Annotated in this window: 18 protein-coding genes and 1 tRNA gene; 8 read left to right on the top strand and 11 right to left on the bottom strand. The window is 61.7% G+C overall.

Annotation, left to right across the window (positions count from 1 at the left end; genetic code table 11):
* Positions 1-33: 33 nt before the first annotated feature.
* From pstA to phoR, 4 genes are all read right to left on the bottom strand, one after another.
* Positions 34-1,386, bottom strand: coding sequence for a phosphate ABC transporter permease PstA (gene pstA, locus QTL56_RS17795; protein ID WP_245134528.1), 1,353 nt, complete (start codon positions 1,384-1,386; stop codon positions 34-36).
* A complete protein-coding gene (gene pstC / locus QTL56_RS17790) occupies positions 1,383-2,843 on the bottom strand; it encodes a phosphate ABC transporter permease subunit PstC (RefSeq protein ID WP_245134526.1) in 1,461 nt (486 codons plus the stop codon). Before pstC ends, pstA begins: the two co-directional genes overlap by 4 nt.
* A 68-nt stretch (positions 2,844-2,911) precedes the next feature.
* Entirely contained in the window at positions 2,912-3,952 is a 1,041-nt protein-coding gene (locus QTL56_RS17785; RefSeq protein ID WP_229573337.1) for a substrate-binding domain-containing protein, read from the bottom strand.
* Between the two features lie 187 nt (positions 3,953-4,139).
* Positions 4,140-5,432 carry a phosphate regulon sensor histidine kinase PhoR gene (gene phoR / locus QTL56_RS17780; RefSeq protein WP_245134524.1) on the bottom strand — a complete coding sequence of 431 codons (1,293 nt, stop codon included), beginning with the start codon at positions 5,430-5,432 and terminating at the stop codon, positions 4,140-4,142.
* Between the two features lie 198 nt (positions 5,433-5,630).
* Here phoR and ppk2 point away from each other — a divergent pair, with 198 nt between their 5' ends.
* Positions 5,631-6,512, top strand: coding sequence for a polyphosphate kinase 2 (gene ppk2, locus QTL56_RS17775; RefSeq protein ID WP_229573339.1), 882 nt, complete (start codon positions 5,631-5,633; stop codon positions 6,510-6,512).
* A 39-nt stretch (positions 6,513-6,551) separates the two neighbouring features.
* On the opposite strand, the gene QTL56_RS17770 is transcribed toward ppk2, so the two are convergent.
* Complete coding sequence (locus QTL56_RS17770) at positions 6,552-7,733, bottom strand: FUSC family protein (RefSeq protein WP_245134522.1); 1,182 nt, start codon at positions 7,731-7,733, stop codon at positions 6,552-6,554.
* A 269-nt stretch (positions 7,734-8,002) separates the two neighbouring features.
* Here QTL56_RS17770 and QTL56_RS17765 point away from each other — a divergent pair, with 269 nt between their 5' ends.
* Both QTL56_RS17765 and QTL56_RS17760 read left to right on the top strand, forming a co-directional pair.
* Positions 8,003-8,962, top strand: coding sequence for an NAD(P)H-dependent flavin oxidoreductase (locus QTL56_RS17765; protein ID WP_245134519.1), 960 nt, complete (start codon positions 8,003-8,005; stop codon positions 8,960-8,962).
* A 380-nt stretch (positions 8,963-9,342) separates the two neighbouring features.
* Positions 9,343-9,418: transfer RNA gene (locus QTL56_RS17760), tRNA-Thr, on the top strand.
* 234 nt (positions 9,419-9,652) lie between these two features.
* Here QTL56_RS17760 and QTL56_RS17755 read toward each other — a convergent pair.
* Positions 9,653-10,048 carry a PRC-barrel domain-containing protein gene (locus QTL56_RS17755; protein WP_229573344.1) on the bottom strand — a complete coding sequence of 132 codons (396 nt, stop codon included), beginning with the start codon at positions 10,046-10,048 and terminating at the stop codon, positions 9,653-9,655.
* 230 nt (positions 10,049-10,278) lie between these two features.
* Between QTL56_RS17755 and QTL56_RS17750 the strand changes: the two genes are divergently transcribed.
* The 4 genes from QTL56_RS17750 (at position 10,279) to QTL56_RS17735 (ending at position 15,827) form a co-directional block, all read left to right on the top strand.
* On the top strand, positions 10,279-11,985 hold the full coding sequence (locus QTL56_RS17750; RefSeq protein WP_245134517.1) for a long-chain fatty acid--CoA ligase: 1,707 nt from the start codon (positions 10,279-10,281) through the stop codon (positions 11,983-11,985).
* Between the two features lie 102 nt (positions 11,986-12,087).
* The gene (pgi, locus tag QTL56_RS17745; protein ID WP_245134515.1) at positions 12,088-13,716 is read left to right on the top strand and encodes a glucose-6-phosphate isomerase; all 1,629 of its coding nucleotides are present in this window, start codon (positions 12,088-12,090) and stop codon (positions 13,714-13,716) included.
* A 297-nt stretch (positions 13,717-14,013) separates the two neighbouring features.
* Positions 14,014-15,408: an MATE family efflux transporter gene (locus QTL56_RS17740; RefSeq protein ID WP_245134514.1), complete on the top strand. Its 1,395-nt coding sequence runs from the start codon at positions 14,014-14,016 to the stop codon at positions 15,406-15,408.
* A complete protein-coding gene (locus QTL56_RS17735; protein WP_245134512.1) occupies positions 15,405-15,827 on the top strand; it encodes a glyoxalase superfamily protein in 423 nt (140 codons plus the stop codon). The genes QTL56_RS17740 and QTL56_RS17735 overlap by 4 nt, the downstream gene beginning before the upstream one ends.
* Positions 15,828-15,872: 45 nt before the next feature.
* On the opposite strand, the gene QTL56_RS17730 is transcribed toward QTL56_RS17735, so the two are convergent.
* Together QTL56_RS17730 and QTL56_RS17725 are read right to left on the bottom strand one after the other, a co-directional pair.
* The gene (locus QTL56_RS17730; protein ID WP_245134509.1) at positions 15,873-16,799 is read right to left on the bottom strand and encodes a carbohydrate kinase family protein; all 927 of its coding nucleotides are present in this window, start codon (positions 16,797-16,799) and stop codon (positions 15,873-15,875) included.
* A 77-nt stretch (positions 16,800-16,876) separates the two neighbouring features.
* Complete coding sequence (locus QTL56_RS17725) at positions 16,877-17,569, bottom strand: orotate phosphoribosyltransferase (RefSeq protein WP_245134507.1); 693 nt, start codon at positions 17,567-17,569, stop codon at positions 16,877-16,879.
* Positions 17,570-17,695: 126 nt separating this feature from the next.
* On the opposite strand from QTL56_RS17725, the gene QTL56_RS17720 reads away from it, so the two are divergent.
* The gene (locus tag QTL56_RS17720) at positions 17,696-17,851 is read left to right on the top strand and encodes a DUF3096 domain-containing protein (RefSeq protein ID WP_229573355.1); all 156 of its coding nucleotides are present in this window, start codon (positions 17,696-17,698) and stop codon (positions 17,849-17,851) included.
* Between the two features lie 69 nt (positions 17,852-17,920).
* Here QTL56_RS17720 and pyrC read toward each other — a convergent pair whose 3' ends face one another.
* The 3 genes from pyrC to QTL56_RS17705 all read right to left on the bottom strand — a co-directional run bounded on the left by pyrC (position 17,921) and on the right by QTL56_RS17705 (position 22,388).
* Complete coding sequence (gene pyrC / locus QTL56_RS17715) at positions 17,921-18,958, bottom strand: dihydroorotase (protein WP_245134505.1); 1,038 nt, start codon at positions 18,956-18,958, stop codon at positions 17,921-17,923.
* A gap of 65 nt (positions 18,959-19,023) precedes the next feature.
* Positions 19,024-20,109 carry a response regulator gene (locus QTL56_RS17710; protein ID WP_229573358.1) on the bottom strand — a complete coding sequence of 362 codons (1,086 nt, stop codon included), beginning with the start codon at positions 20,107-20,109 and terminating at the stop codon, positions 19,024-19,026.
* A gap of 17 nt (positions 20,110-20,126) precedes the next feature.
* Positions 20,127-22,388 (bottom strand): ATP-binding protein, encoded by a 2,262-nt coding sequence (locus QTL56_RS17705; protein ID WP_245135482.1) that lies wholly within the window; start codon positions 22,386-22,388, stop codon positions 20,127-20,129.
* Between the last annotated feature and the right edge of the window lie 2 nt (positions 22,389-22,390).

Raw genomic sequence — 22,390 nt, 5'->3', positions numbered from 1 at the left:
TGGTCGCGAGATTGTTCATCATCATATAACTCCTTACCAGCGACGCTCGAAGCGGCGACGAAGAATGATTGCGATCAGGTTCATCAGGATCAGGAACACGAGGAGCACGATAATCGCACCGGAGGCACGCTCCACGAAGGCCGGGTCGCCACGCTGGGTCCAGTTATAGACCTGGACCGGCAAAGCGGAGGCCGGCTGGAAGAAGCCGTCCGGCGGACCGGCCGGGTATTCGCGCACGAAGGCAACCATGCCAATCAGGAGCAGCGGCGCTGTTTCACCGAGCGCACGGGCGAGACCGATGATCGCGCCAGTCAGGATGCCCGGCATGGCAAGCGGCAGGACGTGATGGAAGATCGACTGCATCTTCGAGGCGCCGACGCCGAGTGCAGCATCGCGGATCGACGGAGGCACGGCCTTGAGTGCCGAGCGGGTGGCGATGATGATCGTGGGCAGCGTCATCAGCGTGAGAACGAGACCGCCGACGATCGGAGCCGATTGCGGCAGGCCGACAAAATTGATCAGGACGGCAAGGCCCAGAATACCGAAGACGATCGAGGGCACGGCGGCGAGATTGGCGATATTGACCTCGATCAGGTCGGTGAACCAGTTCTGCGGCGCGAACTCCTCGAGATAGATCGACGTCGCGACACCGAGAGGTAGCGACAGCACCAGCACGATCAGCATCATATAGGCTGAACCGATGATGGCGACACCGAGGCCTGCGGCCTCCGGACGCGTATCGGATGCGTCAGGCGCGGTGAAAAAGCCCCAATTGAACTTCGTCACCAGAATGCCGGCTTCCTTCAAATTGTCCGCAAGAACGAGCTGTTCCGGCGAGACATTGCGATCGAGAGCCGCGCTCTCCATCGTCACGCGACCCTTGTAGTAGCCGTCAATACGGCCACCGGCGAGGAAGTCGAAGGGGTAGGTCTGGCCGATCACGGAGGGATCGGCGATGACGAAGCGGCGCAGATCGGCGGCCGCTTCCTTCGAGATGAGCTCGGCAGCAGCCTTGGGCGTCAGGCCCTCGGCAGCAAGTCCCTTGTCTTCCAGCGCCCTGGCCACGGCCTGCTCGATGAGCGGCGCATAGCCAAACGTGGTGACCTTGGCAATGTCCGCCGGGTCGCGATTGCCAGCCTTGTCGAGTTTTGCCGGATCCAGATAGACGTCCAGCGTGACGAAGGTCTGCTGGAACGAGGACAAGCCGTTCGACATGATGGAGAGCAGAAGTCCGATCAGTGCAACGATGCCGAAGGTGACGGCTGCCTTGCCCCACATGCGGAAGCGGACTTCGGCCTTGTTGCGGTTGCGCGTGCGATCATCGACCGTGAGGATCGACTTCTTTTCCGCAGGCATCGGGGCTCCGATAGCGGTGAGATCGGTCATTCGTACTGCTCCCGGTACTTGCGGACAATGTAAAGGGCCACGACGTTGAGGCCGAGGGTGATGACGAAGAGGGTGAGGCCGAGGGCGAAGGCGACGAGGGTCTCGGGACTTGCGAATTCCGTGTCACCGGTCAGCTGGCTGACGATCTTGACCGTTACCGTGGTCATCGCCTCGAAGGGATTGATGTCGAGCTTGGCAGATGCACCGGCTCCGAGAACCACGATCATGGTCTCACCGATGGCGCGGCTCGCGGCCAGCAGGATCGCACCGACAATGCCCGGAAGTGCCGCCGGAAGAACCACCTGCCTGATCGTCTCAGACTGGGTCGAGCCCAGCGCGTAAGAGCCATCGCGCAAAGTCTGCGGCACGGCGTTGATGATATCGTCCGACAGCGAGCTGACGAAGGGGATGATCATCACGCCCATTACGAGGCCCGCAGTCAGGACGGAAGACGAAGACGTCCCGAGGCCGAGGGGCTCGGCGAAATAATCACGGAGGAAGGGACCGACAGTGACCAGGGCGAACAGACCGTAGACGATGGTCGGAATGCCCGCCAGAACTTCGATTGCCGGCTTGACGATGCTGCGGGTGGTCGGACCGGCATATTCCGACAGATAGACCGCGATCATCAGACCGATCGGAACAGCGACGATCAGCGAGATGATGGAGACGTAGAAGGTGCCCCAGAGCAGCGGCAGGATGCCAAGTTCAGAGCCACCACGGAATTGCGGGTTCCAGACGGTCGAGAAGAAGAACTCGCTCGCCGGATACATGGTGAAGAATACGTAGGTTTCAAAGACGAGCGATCCGACGATCCCGACGGTCGTCAGAATGGCGACCAGCGACGAGAGGAGGAGCACCGTCTTGACGAAACTTTCGCTCAGATTGCGTGCGCGCAGTTCCGGGTTGATGCGGACATAGGCCAGCGGCAAAGCGGCAATGGCAAGCGCCAGCACGGCGATCGTCATCAGCAGGTGACCGAAATCGGACTGGCTACGGTAAGACTTGGCCGCCTCGAAAACTTCCACCGGCACGTCTGAGCCGAGAGCAACGCCGACCTCGGCGAGCCGAGCGCGGACATTGCCGGCGTCGAGCGCCTCGACATTGACGTCGGCACCGGCCTCGGCAGCGCGAGCCTCGACAGCGCTCAGACCATCCGCTATGCGCCGGACATCCGCCATGACCAGACTCTGGGCACCACCCTCGGGCACGATGCTGTCGGGAATGGTCGCCGCGATGCGGCCTTCAACGATTGCCGGCTGAATGAAGAGCCAAGCCATCAGCAACAACAGAGCCGGGACAGCCGTGACAAGGCCGACGACCTGTCCGTAATAGCCGGGCAGAGAGTGAAGCTTCGTGCCGCGTGCGGCCGAAACGGAAAGAGCCTGCCGCCGGCCGAGAACGAAGCCGAGTGCCGCAAGCACTAGAATACAGAGGACGATGATGCTCGCGTTCATGTTACCCGCCATTTCCCCAGCAGAAAGAAACCGGCGGCACGCTTCGTGCCGCCGGTCGCTGCGTCAGATCAGTTCAGCGGCGCCATCGGCGTGCGGGCCTTGACGGCTTCCTGCGTCTTGGCCAGTTCCGGGTCGGAAACGAGACCGTAGGCAGCCAGCGGGCCATCCGGGCCGGCCATTTCGTCCGAGACGAAGAACTCTACGTATTCCTGGAGACCCGGGATGACGTCGAGATGCGCGTTCTTGACGTAGAAGTAGAGCGGACGCGAAACCGGGTATTCGCCCTTGGCGATGGTTTCGACCGACGGCACGACGCCGCCCATGGTTGCTACGCGCAGCTTGTCGGTGTTGTTCTGGTAGAAGGACAGACCGAAGACGCCGATCGCGTTCTTGTTGGCGTCGACGCGGGAGAGCGTCTCGGTGTAGTCGCCGTCGATGTCGACCGATACGCCATCGGTGCGGAGCGCCATGCAGCCTTCTTCAGCCTTGTCTTCGTCGCCACCGGCTGCCGTCTTCAGGGCTTCAAACGTGCCGTTATCTTCGCAACCAGCAATGATGACCTTGGTGTCGAACACTTCGCGGGTACCGTGCTTGGTGCCCGGAACGAAGGCCAGGATCGGCTGAGCCGGCAGGTCGGCGCGGATTTCATTCCAGGCCTTGTAGGGGTTGTCGACCAGCTGGCCGTCCTTGACGACCTTGGCCGCGAGAGCGTTGTGCCAGTCAGCGGCGGTGAAGGCATATTCCGGACCATTGATGTCCGAGGCAAAGACGATGCCGTCGTAACCGATGCGAACTTCCTGGATGTCGGTCACGCCGTTGGTCTTGCAGAGCTCGATGTCAGACTTGGAGATGCGCGACGACGAATTGGCGATGTCGATGGTGTTCTCGCCCACGCCTTCGCAGAGCTTCTTGCGGCCAGCGCCAGAACCGCCGGACTCAACAACCGGAGTTCCGAAGTCGGTGTTCTCGCCGAAGGCTTCGGCAACGATAGAGGCATAGGGCAGAACGGTGGAGGAACCAGCAATCTGGATCTGGTCGCGGGCTACAGCAGCGCCGGCGAAGGCCACGGAGGCCGCCAAGGCAGCTACGGAAAGTTTCAGAGCGTTCATGATCATCTCCCGGAATGGGCTTGTGTGTCTTTGCGGCCGTCGCGGCGAGTGCCAAGCGTCGACCGCTGCGTTCTAGCGGCTCTAGGCTCACGCTTTTATGTCAGTTGGGTGAAACATTTGTGACAAAGATAGTCGTTGAAAAACAACAACATATTCGGTCGACAGCTCTGGACATTGCCGTTTTATGTCAGAAGCGCACGGTAAATTCGCTGCCGGAGCCGATCTTGGACTTCACAATCAGGCGCGCACGGTGCCTCGTCAGGATGTGCTTGACGATGGCGAGCCCCAGACCGGTGCCCTTTTTCGACCGGCTGTCCTCGACACTGACTCGGTAGAAGCGCTCCGTGAGGCGCGGCACGTGCTCGCCCGGAATGCCCGGACCATGGTCGCGCACGCTCACTTCTGTCGCGCCGCCCGGTTCACGACGCAGCGACACCTCAACCACCTTGCCGTCCTGGCCATATTTGCAGGCGTTCTCGATCAGATTTTCGAAGACCTGTACGAGTTCGTCGCGCTCGCCCATCACCTCGACCTTTTCGTCCGGCAGATCGAGCCTGATCTCGACCCCGAGGTCGGCTGCGAGCGGTGCGAGGCTATCGCGCACATGCCCGAGGATCGGCGCGAGTTCCACTTTCTGATCCGGCGGCAAATGGGCCTTCAGTTCCAACCGGGACAGAGACAGGAGATCGTCCACGAGACGGCTCATGCGGTTCGCCTGATCGAGCATGATGGCGAGGAAACGGTCCTTCGCCTTCGCGTCGTCACGGGCCGGTCCCTGCATGGTTTCGATGAAGCCGCGCAAAGAGGCGAGCGGCGTGCGCAGTTCGTGGCTGGCATTGGCGACGAAATCGCTGCGCATCCGGTCCAGGCGCCGCAGTTCCGAAATGTCGCGGAATGAGAGAAGAAAATAGGCTGTCGCTTCCGCCCCGTCGGAGAGCACGGGGGCGACGCGGACGATATAGACTCTTTCCGAGGGAAGGCGTTCGGAGTGCTCGATCTGGTTCGGCTCGCCGGTTTCGATCGTCTCGCGGATCATGTCGAGAATGCCGGGCGAGCGCCAGCGCGTCGAGACATGCAGTCCGGCCGGCGGCGTGCCGAAGACCTTGGCAGCCTCCTGATTTCCGGCAATCAGCTCGGAAGCCGCATTCAGCACGAAGATCGGCATATCGAGCGCATCGAGCGAAGCAAGGATCAGCGGCAGCGGGTCTGGCGGCGGCTCGGGCGCAGCGAGAGCCGGCGCAATCACGCTCTGACCGTCCTTTGACGGCCATTGCCGGAAGACCGCGAGCAGGAACAGGAGCACGAAGAGAGTGACGGCCAAGCCGGTGGCGGCCCCGGTCGCCCAGGCGCCGACTGCGAGGATCGCCGCGGACAGAATGTAGAGCCAGGCGGAGAATACCCGCCTGAGTTCGGCGCGCCAACCGTCGCCCGATCCGGCGCCGCCGGTCCTCATATCCTTTGCCCCGCTGTCGTCTGCCATTGCGCGCCGCGCGCTCCGCCTCGTCATCACTGGATGCCTGATAACTGCGATTCATGACAGAAGTTACACCACTCCACCATCGCACCACGCGGCTTATCCCCGCCTGTGCATTCGACCAGACCTGGAACCGACCCGCTTGAACTTCATTTCGGCATAGGCTCAAGTAGCAGAAATCCAACAAAGCAGACGGGGAAGACGATGGACGCGCAGACGGAAAGCCGGGCAGTGACACTGACGGTCGGAGGCAAGCAACAGGTTTTCGATGTCGACCAGCCAGACCTGCCGGACTGGATCGAAGACGAAGCCCTGAAGTCCGGAGGCTTCCCCTACAACAAGAAACTCTCGCAGAAGAAATACAATGCGGAGTTGGAGCAGTTGCAGATCGAACTCGTCAAAGTGCAGTTCTGGATGCAGAAGACCGGCGAACGGGTCATGGCGCTGTTCGAGGGCCGCGATGCGGCAGGCAAGGGTGGAGCGATCCATGCAACGCTCTCCTACATGAACCCGCGCTCCGCCCGGGTCGTCGCCCTGACCAAGCCGACGGAGACGGAGCGTGGCCAATGGTATTTCCAACGCTACATCTCGCACTTCCCGACGGCGGGGGAATTCGTCCTCTTCGACCGCTCCTGGTACAACCGTGCCGGCGTCGAACCGGTCATGGGCTTCTGCACGCCGGACGAATATGAAAGCTTCCTGGAGCAGGTGCCGCGTTTCGAAAAGCTGATCGAACGGGAAGGCATTCGCTTTTTCAAGTTCTGGCTGGGCACCGGGCAGGAAATGCAGCTGAAGCGCTTCCATGATCGCCGGCACGACCCGCTGAAGTGCTGGAAACTGTCACCCATGGACATCGCCGCACTAAACAAGTGGGACGACTATACGATGAAGCGGGACCGGATGCTGAAGGAGACGCATACTGAGCGGGCGCCCTGGACCGTGCTGCATGCCAACGACAAGCGCCGCGCACGACTGAATCTGATCCGCCATATGCTGCTGTCACTCGACTACGACGGCAAGGACCTGGAAAACATCGGCAAGCTGGACAAGAAGATCATCGGTAGCGGGCCGGACTTTCTGGCCTGAGAGAGTTGCCTCCCGAGACCGCCCTGCCCGCTGCCGCGATCATTGTCCGGGCAGGACGCGAATGGCATAGAGATTGACACCGCGTCCGCCGCCCTCGATGTCGGCATTGATCAGGAGGCGCCCCGGCGTGGAGGGCGCCATGTCGTTCTCGAAGGAAACGCGAAAGAGCGCGTCGAGCTTTTGCGGATTAACCGTGAAGCGGTGGCGCGGGCAATCGCTCATGCGTGGGAAGTCGCATTCCACCGATATCTGGACCGGCTTGTCGTCTGTCGATTGCAGTGTAAGCGCAATGGTGGACGTACGGCCGGCCATTTCCCGAAGGACGTCTGCCGGCACGGTCACTTCGACGGCACCCGCTGCGTCACGGCTGCGCGAAACGATCTGGGCGGCATTGCCATCGCCGGCCGCAACGATATCGACCAGGGCATTGGCGCGCGGCCGGATCGCGGAGACCTGCTGCGGCTCGAACACCTCGATCCAGTCATCGGGAAACCCGCCGCGGGCATCGAGCGCCTGGGGACCGGCCGCGCCTTGCGACAATGCCGGATCGGGCGTTCCGGAGAAGTCCTCGGACTCGACACGCGGGGGCGGATTGGGCACGGACGTGTCGCGCTCCGCATCCGACAGCAGCAGGCCGGACGAATAGACCCACCACGCGCCGATCCCGAGGGTCGCGACAAAGACCGAAAGCATCAGGAGGCGCGCCACGAGGCCGCGCCGACGTCGCGGTGCCTTCAGCGGCCGCTCCGAGCGCATGTCGGGCATGGGACCCTCGTCATTCGCATGGGCGTCGTGCGCCAATGTGGATGACATTTCGATCTCATCGCCGAAGGAGGGATCGCCCTGACCCGCCGCCCGGGAGACCGGTGGGTCAAGGGATGCAAAACCCGGTTCGACGCGGCCTCCGCGACGCTCCGGCAAAGGTGTTGTTGCCGGTTCCGGCGCCGCGCGCAGCGTCGGCGCCACCGGAACAGCAGCTTGCGGAGCAGAAACCTCCGGCCTTACCTCCAGCCGGGCGCGCTCTTCCTGTTCGATCGAATGGATGAGCGCCTCAAGCCGGCGCCGCTGATAATTGATCGCCTCGGGGTCATCGATGTTCTGCTTGCCCAGCCCCGTCTCCAGGGCCTGTCGCGCCGACTGATAGACACGGGCGCGCGTCTCCGCATTGGCGCGGTCGGAACGCTCGAGGGCGTTCCTGATGGCTGTTTCCAATCCACTCATTGGCCGCCATACTCCTTCGGGGGTCGCCCAAGCCACATCGCAATCATCGTATAGATTCGGTAAACGCTCGATTTTTCCAGCACAAGCCCGGAAACCCCGTATGCAGCGCAATAAACACAGGAATGAGGCCAGATCGCCCCGGCCGCGCGCGGGCCAACGAAGGCGGTTTTGCCCGTTCACAGCGCGAATTGTGCAGCCCGGCTTTCCTCCCGGCGAAGGATCTGATATTTGACGTTTGCGTAAACGTAAACTTCCTGGGAGGTGAAGTGATGGCCCTGCCGCCGATCCTGAAAGACACTCTGAGACTACCCGTCGTCGCCTCGCCGCTCTTCATCATATCACATCCGAAACTGACCTTGGCCCAGTGCAAGGCCGGTATTGTCGGCTCGTTCCCGGCACTCAATGCCCGGCCCGAGGCGCAGCTCGATGAGTGGCTCGCCGAGATTACCGAGGATCTCGCATCCCATAATGCGAAGAACCCGGATCGTCCGGCCGCCCCCTTTGCGGTCAACCAGATCGTGCACATGTCGAACAAGCGGCTCGAGCATGACCTGATGATGTGTGTGAAATACAAGGTTCCTATCGTGATCTCCTCGCTCGGGGCCGTGCCGGAAGTGAATGCTGCCGTACATTCCTACGGCGGGATCGTCTTGCATGACGTCATCAACAACCGTCACGCGAACTCGGCGATCCGCAAGGGCGCGGACGGCCTGATTGCTGTTGCGACCGGGGCTGGCGGCCATGCCGGCACGCTTTCGCCCTTTGCCCTCGTCCAGGAAATCCGCGAGTGGTTCGACGGCCCGCTTCTTCTTGCCGGTGCGATCGCCAATGGGGGCGCGGTGCTCGCCGCCCAGGCGATGGGGGCCGACATGGCCTATATCGGCTCCCCCTTCATCGCGACCGAAGAGGCTCGCGCCTCGGCCGATTACAAACAGGCGATCGTCGATGCCCATGCCAATGACATCGTCTACTCCAACTATTTCACCGGCATTCACGGCAACTACCTGAAGCCTTCGATCGCGGCTGCCGGCCTCGATCCGGACAATCTGCCGGAGGCCGACCCGTCGAAAATGGACTTCGACAAGGCGACCACCGGCGCCAAGGCCTGGAAGGACATCTGGGGCTGCGGTCAGGGCATCGGCGCGGTCAAGGCCGTCGAGCCGGTTTCCGCCGTGGTCGACCGGCTGGAGCGCGAATACAGGAGCGCAAAAAAGGCGATTTGCGGCTGAGATCATCATTGCTGGGGTCCCCGAAGATCCAAGTTTCGGGGACCCCAGCATCAGCTTTCGGACCCCGCCTGCACTCGCCGCATCCATCCTCCGCCTTCTTCAGCGGGCGAATAACTGGCGAACGGTAAGTCGAGGACGAGGCGGGACTGCAGTTCGGCGCCAATCAAGGAGGATTTCCGGAACTGCCCTCGCAGTTCGAGGAGGACGACACGGTCGCATTTGGACAGCTGGCCCAAGACTTGGCCGTTTAACCAGAAGCGCGCGCCCGGTTGCGGCCGGTGATTTTTTGCCCCGCTGCCGAAATGCGTCTTGAAATCAGCAGGCAATCCTTGTATCAGCCCCTCACCAAACGCGGCAGGCCAAATTCCTGCTCGACGTAGGCCGCTTTAGCTCAGGTGGTAGAGCACATCATTCGTAATGATGGGGTCGCAGGTTCGAGTCCTGCAAGCGGCACCATTTCTCAAAGAAATTCTGAGGCTCCGGCCTTCCCCGCCGAAGTTTTCTGTGCAATGAGCGCCGTCGGGCGCGAGTGCCGTAAACTTTAGTACGGACTCGGGCGGGTTGATTGACGTCTCTCCTGCTGCAGCGCGATTACGCTGCCGTCCATTTGCCAATTTACATTCGTTGAAGACGCGAAAAAGGGCCCCGCTTCACGAGGCCCTTCGATGGTGGCGTTATGACGATACCCAATCAGATCCAGTACGGCGGAACACCGTAGTAATCATAGACCGAGCGGCCGTTGTCGCGGTACCAATCTTCGCTGTCATCTCGGTGCTTCGGCGCCGCCTCGACCTGCTCCTTGGTGAGATCGATTCGATAGCCGTCGAGGCCCTCGTCATAGGTCAGCTTTTCCCAGGGCAGCGGGTAATAGTCGTCTCCGATACCCCAGAAACCACCGAAGCTCAGAATTGCATAAGCCACGCGGCCCCCACGTTTTTCCAGGATGATACGCTGGATCGAGCCGATGCGTTCGCCGTCGCGGCCGTAGACCGCAGTGCCTTCGACCTTGTCGCTGGCAATCAGGTTTGGGGTATCCTTGACATAGGGATCCTGGCCACTGGTGGTCGTTCGATTTTCCTGCAACATTGAGATATCCTCCGTCTTGCTTTTCGATGAACGGATAACTGCGCATGCGGGAGCATGGTTCCTTTCAAAACGCCACGGAGGACCGACAGGATTGTTGACGTTTACGTCAAGGTTAGATAGCTTTGCCACAGTTGCACTGCCGGCGTGAGAACGCATAAGTTCTGGGGACCTGAGGAGGAATCGGCCCCCGCGACGGGCATGCAGACAACGAAGGTTTCGGGAGGAACACGATGACGGAAACTATGAGCCGCTTGAGCGGCCGCGCCGCCGACAAGATCTGGGTTAAGTCGTATCCGGCCTCCGTGCCGGCCGAGATCGCACCGCATGCTCATCAATCGCTCGGCGCGCTCTTCGAAGCGAGTTGCGCCAAGTTCGCCGACAGGCTGGCCTTTTCCAGCATGGGCCGCGGCATGACCTTCCGCGAACTGGAACTGCAATCGCGCAAGGTTGGCGCATGGCTGCAGTCGAAGGGTCTCGCCAAGGGCGACCGTGTCGCCGTCATGACGCCGAACATCCTGCAGAACCCGGTGGCCGTCTATGGCATCCTTCGTGCCGGCATGATCGTGGTGAACGTCAACCCGCTCTACACGCCGCGCGAACTCGAACACCAGCTCAAGGATTCCGGCGCCAAGGCGATCGTCGTCCTCGAAAACTTCGCCCACACGGTCGAACAGGTCGTCGCCCGCACAGAGGTCAAGCATGTCGTGGTTTGCGCCATGGGCGACATGCTGGGCTTGAAGGGCCACATCGTCAACCTCGTCGTGCGCAAGGTGAAGAAGCTCGTGCCCGCCTGGTCCATCCCCGGCCACAAGAGCTTCAAGGCCATGCTGTCGGAAGGCGAGAAGCTTGCGCTGAAGCCGGTCGATGTCATTTCGAGCGACGTCGCTTTCCTGCAATATACCGGCGGCACGACCGGCGTTTCCAAGGGGGCGACGCTGACCCATGCCAATCTCCTGTCCAACAAGCAGCAGATCGCGCTGTGGCTGGAGGCCGCCTTTGCGGGCCAGTCGCGCCCCGAGGTGCTGAACTTCGTCTGCGCGCTTCCGCTCTACCATATCTTCGCCCTCACCGTGAATTCGCTGATGGGCATTGCGCTCGGCGGCCACAATCTGTTGATCGCCAATCCGCGTGACATCCCGGGCTTCATCAAGGAGTTGCAGGGCTTCAAGTCGCATATCTTCCCGGGTCTCAACACGCTGTTCAATGCGATGATGAACAATCCGGAGTTCAAGAAGCTCGACTTCTCCTCGCTGATGCTCGTGCTCGGCGGCGGCATGGCTATCCAGCGGCCGGTGGCCGAGCGCTGGCTGGAGATGACGGGACGACCCATCACCGAAGGTTACGGGCTCTCCGAGACCTCTCCGGTCGCGACCGTCAACCGACTGGATGCGCGCGAGTTCACCGGCATGATCGGCCTGCCCCTCCCCTCGACGGACATCGAGATCCGCGACGAGGACGGCAATACGCTGCCGGTCGGCGACGTGGGCGAAATCTGCATCCGGGGTCCGCAGGTCATGGCGGGCTATTGGCAGCGTCCGGAAGAGACGGCCAAGGTGATGAGCGATGACGGCTTCTTCCGCTCCGGCGACATGGGCCTGATGGACGAACGCGGCTATGTGAAGATCGTCGACCGCAAGAAGGACATGATCCTCGTCTCCGGCTTCAACGTCTATCCGAACGAGATCGAGGAAGTGGCCGTCATGCATGCCGGCGTCCTCGAATGCGCTGCCGTCGGCGTGCCGGACGAGCATTCGGGCGAGGCGGTCAAGCTCTTCGTGGTCAAGAAGGACGAGGACCTCACCATCGAGGAACTCAAGGCCCATTGCGCCGCAAACCTGACCAATTACAAGCGGCCCCGCTATATCGAGTTCCGCACGGACCTGCCCAAGACCAATGTCGGCAAGATCCTGCGGCGCGAGTTGCGGGACGGGAAATAAATCGATTTAAATTTGGGGAGGCTGAGTCCTCCCCTTCATCTTGATCCTGTCTCAAGTCGCTAATAAGGTCCCCGGCATCATCGCCGAACCAGGGACATTCCGATGCAATCCATCATCGACACATTGACGAAGACGGTCCAGGCCACCCGTGCGGAAGACCTGCGTGCCGCATTCTCGGCCGATCCGCAGCGCTTCAGCCGTTTTAACGCAGCTCTCGATGACCTGTTGATGGATTACTCCAAATGCGCGGTGAACGACGAGGTGCTCGACCTGCTCGAGGAACTCGTAGCAACAGCCGGCGTGGCCGACAAGCGCGACCAGATGTTCTCGGGCGCGCCGATCAACTTCACGGAAGGTCGCGCGGTCCTGCACACCGCCTTGCGCAACCGCTCCAACCGCCCTGTCATGGTCGATGGCCGCGATGTGATGGCAGACGTCAATGCCGTTCTCGCAGCCATGGGCGCCTTCGCCGAGGGCATTCGCTCGGGCGAGACCAAGGGGGCCACCGGCAAGGCCATCACCGATGTCGTCAATATCGGCATTGGCGGTTCGGATCTCGGTCCTGTCATGGCGACACTGGCACTCGCCCCCTTCCATGACGGCCCGCGCCTGCATTTCGTCTCCAATATCGATGGCGCCCATATTGCCGACACGCTGAAGACATTGTCTGCCGAAACCACGCTCTTCATCGTGGCATCGAAGACCTTCACCACGATCGAGACGATGACAAACGCGCAGACGGCGCGCGCCTTCGTCGCCGATGCGCTCGGCGAGGCTGCCGTCGGCCATCATTTCTGCGCCGTCTCGACAGCCCTCGACAAGGTTGCCGCCTTCGGCATCGATCCGACCCGCGTCTTCGGCTTCTGGGACTGGGTCGGCGGACGGTATTCGATCTGGTCGGCCATCGGCCTGCCGCTGATGATCGCGATCGGCTCGGACCATTTCGGAGAGTTCCTCGATGGGGCTCACGCCATGGACGAGCATTTTCGCACCGCCCCCTTCCGCGACAACCTGCCGATGCTTCTCGGCGCGCTCGGCGTCTATCATCGCAAGGTTCTGAACTACGCGACGCGCGCGATCCTGCCCTATGACCAGAGGCTGTCGCGCTTCCCGGCCTACCTGCAGCAGCTCGACATGGAATCAAACGGCAAGAGCGTGACGGTCGACGGAAAGCCGGTTGCCGGCGCCTCCGGCCCCGTCGTCTGGGGCGAACCCGGCACGAACGGACAGCACGCCTTCTACCAGCTCATCCACCAGGGCACGAGCGTCATCCCGGCCGAGTTCATGATCGCCGCCAATGGTTTCGAACCTGACTTGCGTCACCAGCATGAGCTGCTGATCGCCAATTGCCTCGCCCAGTCTGAAGCCCTGATGAAGGGCCGCACACTTGCCGAGGCCAAGAGCCAGCTCACCGCCAAGGGCATTGCCGGCGAAGAGGCCGACTTCCTCGCCCCGCACCGCGTCTTCTCCGGCAACCGCCCCTCGATCACCTTCGTCTATGACCAGCTGACCCCGTCTACGCTCGGTCGCCTGATCGCACTCTATGAACACCGCGTCTTCGTTGAAGGCGTGATCTTCCGCATCAATTCCTTCGACCAATGGGGCGTGGAACTCGGCAAGGAACTGGCGACGGGGCTTCTGCCGGTGGTGCAGGGCAAGGTCGCGGCAACCGGACATGACAGCTCGACGGCAGGGCTTGTCGCGGCGCTTTCGGAGCGGAAGATGGGGTGAGACTGGAAAGGCCCCCGAGCGCTTACGCGCCACACGGCCGAGGGGCGGCGCCAAGAAAACCGTCGAATGGATGCGGCTGTCCGCACGCCCTCCCTCCGGTGACCCGATCCCTGCGGACCGTCATTGACAATCTCCCCTTTCAATGGTTCTTGGCGCGCAGGTTCCGAGCACCTGCCGCCTGCAGACGAAAGTCACGGTAAAGCCGGTACGCAGTATTCTTCTCACCCTCGAAGCATTTCGTCGGTGGGCAATGCAGGCCCCCATCACAATCGAAATGCCTCTTCGGAGGAGTGAGTGATGTCTCTGCGACAATCGCCCGAAAATCGTTTTCTGACTGCCTCTCCTGGCAAGATCTTTGCCGCAACCGCACTGCCCATGATCGCGATCATGGGCATGAATGGCGTGCTCGGCATCGTCGACGCCTTCTTCCTCGGCCAGTTCGTCGGCGCCGAGGCCATGGCGGCGGTCGGCATGACTTTCCCGATCCTCATGGTCACTATCGCGCTGTCGACCCTTGTGGGTGGCGGGATGTCGAGCCTGCTGGCGCGTCAGCTTGGCGCCGGAGATCGCGATGCAGCCGCAGCGACCTTTGCAGGCGCACATGGCCTTGCCCTCTTCATTGCGTCTGCGCTTATCCTGCTCTTCTGTGCCGGTGGCAGAGGTTTCTCGATCAAGCTTGCCGGCTCCGACGGACCGATTGCCGACATGGTCTGGGTCTTCCTGGCGATTACCCTGTTCGGAACTCCCGTCCAGTTCCTCCTGGGTGTCCATGCCGATGCCTGTCGCAATGAAGGTCATGCCGGAACGATGGCCCTCATGTCACTTGGTGTTACACTCGCCAACATCCTGCTGAACTACATTCTGGTGGCTCGGCTGGAGCTGGGCGTAGCGGGATCGGCCTTCGCTACGCTCTTTGCGCAGACACTTGGATTGATCCTGCTCGTCATCTTGCGCCGGCTTCTGCCCAATATGCTGCTATTGAGCATGGTTTGGCGAAGCCGGTGGACTGGCTGTTGGAAACGGATCGCGATTCTCGGGGCGCCTCTCTGCCTGGGTTTTGCCGGAATGGCGCTTTCCGCTGCCAGTGTCGTTATGGCCCTGCGCTTTGCGGCAAGTGCCGACTATGCTAAAACCATCGCAGCCTATGGGATAGCGACACGCATCTTCGGGTTCGCCTTCATGCCAAATATCGCTGTCGGAATGGCCATGCAAAGCATTGTCGGCAACAATGTCGGCGCCGGACTTTATACGCGTTCCGATGCGGTGCTGCGGATCGGGGCTACAACGGCACTGCTTTACTGCATTGCTGTGGAGGGTCTGCTCCTCAGCCAGGGAAGCCTGCTCGGCGCCCTGTTTGTCACCGACCCGGATGTGATCAGCGAGGTGGGCCGGATCCTCCGGATCATGGGCGCGCTCTACCTGTTTTCAGGCCCTATCCTCGTGCTCGGCCTCTATTTCCAGGCGGTGGGCCAGCCGGCCCGCGCCGCACTGCTCACGGTCGTCAAGCCCATCATACTGGTGCCGTCACTGGTGACGGCGGCAACGATCCTGCTCGGTGGAAACGCATTGTGGTTTGCCTATCCAGCGGCCGACATCCTCGCTGCGGCGGCCAGCGCTCTCATCCTCGCGACCGCGATGAAGACACGGGGCCATGCCGGCATCGGTCTGGCAGCAAGGGGAGCCCGGTCATGACCGTTAGAACCATTGCGGAAGCCAAGGCGCATGCAAAGGCGCTGCGTGCCACCCTCGCTGCGGAGGGGACCATTGTCGGACACGCCAAAGCACTTGAACTGGTCGCGCATCAAAACGGCGCGCGCGACTGGAACACCTTGTCAGCCCAACTCGCGAAGGCGGCTCCAACCCGGTTTCATCTGCACCAGAGGGTCAGGGGACATTATCTCGGTATGGCATTCGAGGGGGAGATTACCGCGATTACGTCTTCAAGCAGCGGCCACTCGGTGTCCATCCGATTTGACCAGCCGGTGGACACCGTCACCTTCGAAGGTTTTACCAATATGCGGCGCGTCGCAAGAGGTGTCGTCGATGACAGCGGTCACTCCGCAGAAAAGACGTCAAACGGCATGCCGAATCTGATGATCAGTGGCGCCTAGTTCAGCGTTCGTGCTGTGAGAGGCGTTGTGGCATCCCGAGCCCCCTTAGAACCCGATCTCGGCCGCCGTTGGTGGGTTGGCCCCTGCCCGCGACACCGTCACGGCCGCAGCCTTGGCGCCTACCGTCAGCGCCTCCCGCACCGCCTCTTCCGAGAGCGTCGCGACCTTGTCCTTGGTCAGCAATCCCTGACGCTTCAGCGAGGCGAGGATGCCCGCGTCGAAAGTGTCGCCGGCGCCGACGGTATCGACCACCTCGACCTTGTTCGAGGGAACCGAGACCTTGAAGTTTGCGGTGTAGCCTGTCGCCCCTTCCGCGCCCTTGGTCAGCACCACGAGCTTGGCGCCGCGCGTCAGCCAATAGGCGGCGCGTTCGTCCTGCGTGCCCGACAGCTCGAACCAGTCGAGGTCCTCGTCGGAGAATTTCAGGATGTCGGACATGTCGGCCATGCGGGCGATGCGGGCCTGGTGGGCAGCCTTGTCCTTGATGAATCCGGGGCGGATGTTCGGGTCGAGCGAGATGACGCGGGTCTTGTGCTCGCGGGTCATCAGCGCCTCATAGGTCGAGCCGCAAGGTTCCGGGATCAGGCTGATCGCGCCAAAATGCAGGGCTTCGCAGCTGTCGTCGAGCGCGGGCAAGTCGGCTTCCGTGATCATCCGGCCTGCCGTGTTTTCGTCGTAGAAGGCATAGGATGCCTGGCCGTTGGTGAGCTTGACCAGCGCGATCGTGCAGGGGCGCGAAAGCGTCGCGCAATAGCTGTAATCGACGCCGGATGATTTCAGCGTGTCGCGCAGGATGTCGCCCAGCATGTCGTCGGAAAGGCCGGTGAAGAAGCCCGTCTCGATGCCGAGGCGCCCAAGGGCAATCGCCGTGTTGAAAATCGCGCCGCCGGCATAGGGCGAAAAGGCCCGCTCGCCGAGCGTGGTTTCGCGTGGCAACATGTCGATCAGCGCTTCGCCGCAACACAGGATCATTTCGACCTCCCAGTCTTCCGTTTCAATCGATTTAAACCAAGTCGCGCTCGATTTCCAGTGCGCCGGCGAGCATTTGCTCAGGCCAATGACGAAACCCCACCGTTCCGTCCCGACCATTCGAGCGGTGCATCGAGGAAGGCCTCGACCTCGGAGAGCGTCTTCTCGTCGAACAGTTTCTGCTCGCGAGCAACGGCGAGCACGTTCCGCCATGTCGCGATGTAGTGCAACTTCACCTTGCCATTGTCGAAGCGCTGCTGGGCCTCGGGGAAGATGCCGTAGAAGAAGAGCGCGATGCCGTGATCGACGACGCCGCCGGCAACCCTGATCGCGTCGATAAACTTGAACATGCTGCCGCCAGCGGTTGTCAGGTCCTCTATGACGAGAACGCGCGATCCCTCCGGCATGTTGCCTTCAATCTGTGCATTGCGGCCATGGCCCTTGGGCGCCTTGCGGACATAAATCATCGGCAGGCCGAGGCGATCGGCGAGCAGAGCCGCAAACGGAATGCCGGCCGTCTCGCCGCCGGCGATGCAATCGAACTGCTCGAAGCCGGCATTGCGCATCAGGGTGGCGGCGGCAAAATCCATCACCGCGGAGCGCACGCGCGGATAGGAGAGAAGCTTGCGGCAGTCGATATAGACAGGGCTCTTCATGCCCGAGGAAAGCTTGTAGGGCTCGCTGGCGTTGAAATGCACCGCCTTGATCTCCCAGAGCATCTTCGCCACGAGGTCGGCCATCACGGCGGGGTCGGTGAAGGGGGTCTGGATCATGGGGCTCTCCTGTCAGATACGGTCAGAAGCGCAATAGCAGCAAGCCGTGCCGCCCGCCAGATCAACCGTGTGGAACAATCCGCTTCGCCAGATCTTTACGGCTGGCCACACACGAAGGAATAACCCATGGACAACATGCTCGTCATCCAGCCGCTTGTCGCCCTCATCGCCGGCATCCTGATCCTGATCATGCCGCGCCTGCTCAATTATGTCGTTGCCATTTATCTGATCATAATCGGCGTGCTCGGTCTCTGGCCGCAGCTTGGCTCGCTCGGCACCTGATCGGACGGACAACGCGTCCAGATCGGCCACATCAAAGGCCTCGTGCACCCGCACGAGGCCTTTGGCGCATCAGGCAACATCCCAGTGCAGTGGGAATTTCGGATTAAAGACGGTCACCGGACCAGCGCCGGTGACGATCTTCGGCGGGAACGTCACCGATTGATCCCGTTTCACGAGCGTGATCGTCTCCTCATTCGGCGCCAGGCCATACCAGGCGGGGCCGTTCAGCGAGGTGAAGGCCTCGAGCTTGTCCAGAGCGTCTTCCTGCTCGAAGACATGGGCAAGGCAGCTCATGGTGTTGATCGAGGTATAGATGCCGGCGCAACCGCAGCCGCATTCCTTCAGCGGATCGACATGCGGCGCGCTGTCGGTGCCGAGGAAGAAGCGGGCATCGCCTGAAGCGGCCGCCTTGCGCAGCGCCTGGCGATGGTTCTCGCGCTTGGCGACCGGCAGGCAATAGTAGTGCGGCTGAATACCGCCGACGAGAATGTCGTTGCGGTTGATGATCAGGTGATGCGTGGTGATCGAGCCCGCGAGGTTGCGATCGGCGCTGCGGATATACTGAACGCCATCTTCGGTCGTCACATGCTCCATGGTGACCTTCAGCTCCGGGAGACGCTTGCGCAGCGGATCGAGGACGGTGTCGATGAAGACCTTCTCGCGGTCGAAAATGTCAACTTCGGGCGTCGTCACTTCGCCATGGACGCAAAGCGGCAGGCCGATCTTCGCCATCCGCTCCAGCACCGGCATGGCCTTGTCCATGTCGCGTACACCGCCGTGGGAATTGGTCGTGGCACCGGCGGGGTAAAGCTTGACGGCCGTGATCAGGCCGGAACGCTTGCCTTCTTCCACGTCGTCAGGGTTTGTGTGCTCGGTCAGATAGAGCGTCATCAGCGGTTCGAAACGGTCGCCTGAAGGCACTGCCTTGAGGATGCGCTCGCGATAGGCGCGTGCGTCCTGCGTCGTCACCACCGGCGGCACGAGGTTCGGCATGATGATGGCGCGGGCGAAATGTCGGCTGGTATCGCCGATCACGCCTTCCAGCATGGCGCCGTCGCGCAGATGCAGGTGCCAGTCGTCGGGGCGGCGGATGATGAGCGATGACATGAATAGGCCTCCGGCTTGACGAGTACTCGCCGCCCTTAGCATGTCCACCCACGGGGATCAAAGGATCAGGCGACCCGATCGCTTGCCGATCCCACGGCCTTTTCTGCCTCTTCCGCCTGCTCGCGCCGGTCCTGTTCCAAGATCGCCCGAATGCGAGGCAGCGCGCGCTCGAAGGCAGCCACGCAGTCCGGATCGAACTGGGTGCCGGCACGGCCGAGAATATGCTCGACCGTACGCTCGAAGCTCCAGGCCGGCTTGTAAGGGCGTTCTGTCGTCAGGGCATCGAAGTTGTCCGCGATGCAGACGATCCGCCCGGAGATCGGGATGGCCGTGCCGACGAGACGGTTCGGATAGCCTTGCCCGTCCCAGCGCTCGTGGTGGCTGGCGGCAATCTCGGAGGCGAGCTGCAGAAGCGACGAACGGGAGCGTCCGAGGATGTCGCTGCCGATTTCGGCATGCGACTGCATCTGGCGATATTCGGCTTCCGTCAATCGGCCCTGTTTGAGAAGAACAGTGTCTGGCATCGCGACCTTGCCAATGTCGTGCATCGGGGCCGCCAGCCGGATATCGTGGCAGACATGGCTCGGCAGACCCAGTTCAATCGCGATCGCTTCCGAATAGGCCGCGACGCGCAGGGTATGGCGAGCGGTTTCGGGATCCTTGTACTCAGCGGCCAGCGTCAGGCGATGGATAATCTCCTGCTCGCGCTCGCGCAGTTCACCCACCGCACGTTCGACCTCGCGCCGCAGCCATTCGGCCTGATCGGCGAGCTGGCGGCGAGCCCTTGAAAGGCTCACGATATTCTGGACGCGGGCCTGGAACTCGACAGGGTTCACCGGCTTGGTCAGGAAGTCGATCGCACCGGCGTTGAGAGCGGCCATGCGGGTCGTCATGTCTTTGTCGGCCGTGACGAAAACAACGGGAACATCGGCATACTTCTCGAAGCGCACGATTTCCGTGTAGAGCTCGACACCGTTATAGACCGGCATCTGGTAATCGATGATGGCAATGTCGAACTCAAGCTCCGGCAATGCGGAGAGCACGGCGTCGGGGCTCGCGAATGGCAGAGCCTCGCAGTTGTCGAGCTTGCCGACGAGTTTCGTCAGGAGCTTCAGATTGGTGCTGTTGTCGTCCACCAACAAAATACGCATGAACGCCTCCTTGCTTCTCAGGCAACCAGTTTAAATTTAAGCGCGAGGATTTCCTCGCCGAGCAATTCGATATCTTCAGGCGCCGGGGTCTGGCTCCTGAGCGCATTCGCCTTCACCGCCAGGTCGTTGAACCCGACATTGGAGGCTGCCCCCTTGATCGTGTGCAGAACGCGGTCGATCTTGTCCGGATCGTTCCGGTGGAGCGCCTCGGTCAGCTCATCGAGCAGGCCGGTCGCATCGTCGAAGAAGGATTCGACCAGTTCCTGGAAGACATCTTCGCCAAGCGCGTCGACGAGTTCGGCGTGGCGCGCCTCGTCCAACCCCTCAATGCCGAGCTCTGGCATGGACTGAAGTGGCATGGCGGCAAGATCCAGGTCCGGCAATTCCAGTTTCTGGGGCGCAGTCGTCGGCGCCGGGACCGGGACCGGCCTGGTTTCGCGATCCGTCGACGTGGCGTGAGCAATCATCTTTCGCAATCTCTCCAATGTCACAGGCTTGGACTCGAAGCCTTTCATTCCAGCGTCGAGGCAGCGGCGGCGGTCGTCGTCCGATGCGTTGGCGGTCATCGCGATAATCGGCGCTTCGGCCGAGGGGCCGCCTTCGGCAATGATCCGCTTCGTCGCCTCGATGCCGTCCATGACGGGCATCTGCATATCCATCAGGATCAGATCGAAGGCCTGTTCGCGGGAAAGGGAGACGGCTTCGGCGCCGTCATTGGCGATCTCCACGTCCTGCCCGAGCCGGGCCAGGAAGCGGGTGGCAACGATCTGGTTGACCTTGTTGTCTTCCACCAGAAGGATGCGGCGACGCGGCAGGGTCTCCTCGGCCACCACCTGGGCGGCGAGACCATTCGCCTCCAGGCGGGTCACGGGAACAACTGCCAGTTCGAACCAGAAGATGGAGCCGACGCCGACGGTGCTGCTCATACCGAGTTCGCCGCCGAGGATCTCGACGATCTGCTTGCAGATGGTGAGGCCAAGACCGGTGCCACCGTAGCGGCGGCTGATCGAGGCATCGACCTGCGAGAAGGGCTTGAAGAGCTTGTCGAGACCCGCCTCGTCAATGCCGATGCCGGTGTCCTCCACCTCGAAGCGGATCATCAGCTTGCCTTCGCGATAGAAGTCGCGCAGGCGCAACGTGACGGTTCCCTGCTGGGTGAACTTCACCGCATTCGATAGCAGGTTCAAAAGAACCTGCCTCAGGCGCGTCGGGTCTGTCTTGACGTAGAGGGCATGCAGAGAGTCCGGAAGGTCCAGGATCACCGTATTGCCGTGGTCGTCGGCACGACCTCTGATAATGCTGACACTGCTTTCCGCAAGCGCGCAGACGTCGAAGGCACGCTCTTCCAGTTCCAGCTTGCCATGCTCGATCTTGGAGAAGTCGAGGATCTCGTTGATGATCTCAAGCAGTGCCTCGCCCGAGGAGCGGATCGTCTTGACGCTCTGGATCGCGTCATCGGGAAGGTCTGAGAGCTCGAGCAGTTCCGACATGCCGAGGATCGCGTTCAGCGGCGTCCGGATCTCGTGACCCATGGTCGCCATGAATTGAGATTTGGCGCGGTTTCCGGCGTCGGCGCCTTCATAAGCCTCGCTCAGCTGCGTCGCCATCACCTGCAAGTCATGGCTCGACCGACGCACCGAACGGAGCTGGCGGTTCAGGATGATGACGAGGAACACGACCGAGACCATCAGGAGCGCCAGCATGACCGTCGAGGTGCGCTCCAGGTTGAGGATCGTCGCCCGGCTGTCCGCCCGCTCATGGCTGACGCGCGTATTGGTGTAAAGAAGGAAGTCCTCGGCCACACGCCCCATGCCGGCAAGATCTGTTTCGAGCCAACGCAACTGCTCCTGCGTCGGCGGGGTGCCGGCGGCATACGCATCGAATATCGGCTGTGCGGCGCGGACGCCCTCGGTGATGCCGGCGATGTAGCCGTTGATCTTCTCGTCACCGGAGAAGTAGGTGCCGAACTTTGCCTGGTCGAGGATGGAAACGCGGGAGAAGAGAATATCGTAGCGCAGCGATAGCTCGTCGAGCAATTTCGGGTTCTGCTCTTCGTCACGCATATTCGAGAGGCTGTGAGTCAGCTGGCGCACTTCCCGATCCAGCTGGTAGACAGACCAGAGCGAGTTTTCCCGCACGCCATCTTCCATAATGCGATACTGGCGGGCAATGTCGACGAACAGGATGAGCAGCACGAAGACAAGCACAGCCGAAAGCGTCTGCAGGACGATGGCAATCGTGCCTCCGCCTGCAAATTTCCGTGCTGTGGCGCGCGTCATGG

The sequence above is a fragment of the Peteryoungia algae genome (genome assembly GCF_030369675.1).
In the GTDB taxonomy this organism is placed as follows: domain Bacteria; phylum Pseudomonadota; class Alphaproteobacteria; order Rhizobiales; family Rhizobiaceae; genus Allorhizobium; species Allorhizobium algae.
This window is presented reverse-complemented; position numbering and strand designations above follow the sequence as displayed.

What these genes read in the sequence shown, in the direction of transcription:
- pstA (WP_245134528.1), bottom strand. Translation starts at nt 1,386, where the DNA reads ATGACCGATCTCACCGCTATCGGAGCCCCGATGCCTGCGGAAAAGAAG.
- QTL56_RS17710 (WP_229573358.1), bottom strand. Translation starts at nt 20,109, where the DNA reads ATGCGTATTTTGTTGGTGGACGACAACAGCACCAATCTGAAGCTCCTG.
- QTL56_RS17755 (WP_229573344.1), bottom strand. Translation starts at nt 10,048, where the DNA reads ATGTTGCAGGAAAATCGAACGACCACCAGTGGCCAGGATCCCTATGTC.
- pgi (WP_245134515.1), top strand. Translation starts at nt 12,088, where the DNA reads ATGCAATCCATCATCGACACATTGACGAAGACGGTCCAGGCCACCCGT.
- QTL56_RS17725 (WP_245134507.1), bottom strand. Translation starts at nt 17,569, where the DNA reads ATGATCCAGACCCCCTTCACCGACCCCGCCGTGATGGCCGACCTCGTG.
- QTL56_RS17735 (WP_245134512.1), top strand. Translation starts at nt 15,405, where the DNA reads ATGACCGTTAGAACCATTGCGGAAGCCAAGGCGCATGCAAAGGCGCTG.
- QTL56_RS17720 (WP_229573355.1), top strand. Translation starts at nt 17,696, where the DNA reads ATGGACAACATGCTCGTCATCCAGCCGCTTGTCGCCCTCATCGCCGGC.
- QTL56_RS17770 (WP_245134522.1), bottom strand. Translation starts at nt 7,733, where the DNA reads ATGAGTGGATTGGAAACAGCCATCAGGAACGCCCTCGAGCGTTCCGAC.
- QTL56_RS17705 (WP_245135482.1), bottom strand. Translation starts at nt 22,388, where the DNA reads ATGACGCGCGCCACAGCACGGAAATTTGCAGGCGGAGGCACGATTGCC.
- QTL56_RS17765 (WP_245134519.1), top strand. Translation starts at nt 8,003, where the DNA reads ATGGCCCTGCCGCCGATCCTGAAAGACACTCTGAGACTACCCGTCGTC.
- QTL56_RS17785 (WP_229573337.1), bottom strand. Translation starts at nt 3,952, where the DNA reads ATGAACGCTCTGAAACTTTCCGTAGCTGCCTTGGCGGCCTCCGTGGCC.
- QTL56_RS17750 (WP_245134517.1), top strand. Translation starts at nt 10,279, where the DNA reads ATGACGGAAACTATGAGCCGCTTGAGCGGCCGCGCCGCCGACAAGATC.
- QTL56_RS17740 (WP_245134514.1), top strand. Translation starts at nt 14,014, where the DNA reads ATGTCTCTGCGACAATCGCCCGAAAATCGTTTTCTGACTGCCTCTCCT.
- pyrC (WP_245134505.1), bottom strand. Translation starts at nt 18,958, where the DNA reads ATGTCATCGCTCATCATCCGCCGCCCCGACGACTGGCACCTGCATCTG.
- phoR (WP_245134524.1), bottom strand. Translation starts at nt 5,432, where the DNA reads ATGGCAGACGACAGCGGGGCAAAGGATATGAGGACCGGCGGCGCCGGA.
- ppk2 (WP_229573339.1), top strand. Translation starts at nt 5,631, where the DNA reads ATGGACGCGCAGACGGAAAGCCGGGCAGTGACACTGACGGTCGGAGGC.
- pstC (WP_245134526.1), bottom strand. Translation starts at nt 2,843, where the DNA reads ATGAACGCGAGCATCATCGTCCTCTGTATTCTAGTGCTTGCGGCACTC.
- QTL56_RS17730 (WP_245134509.1), bottom strand. Translation starts at nt 16,799, where the DNA reads ATGATCCTGTGTTGCGGCGAAGCGCTGATCGACATGTTGCCACGCGAA.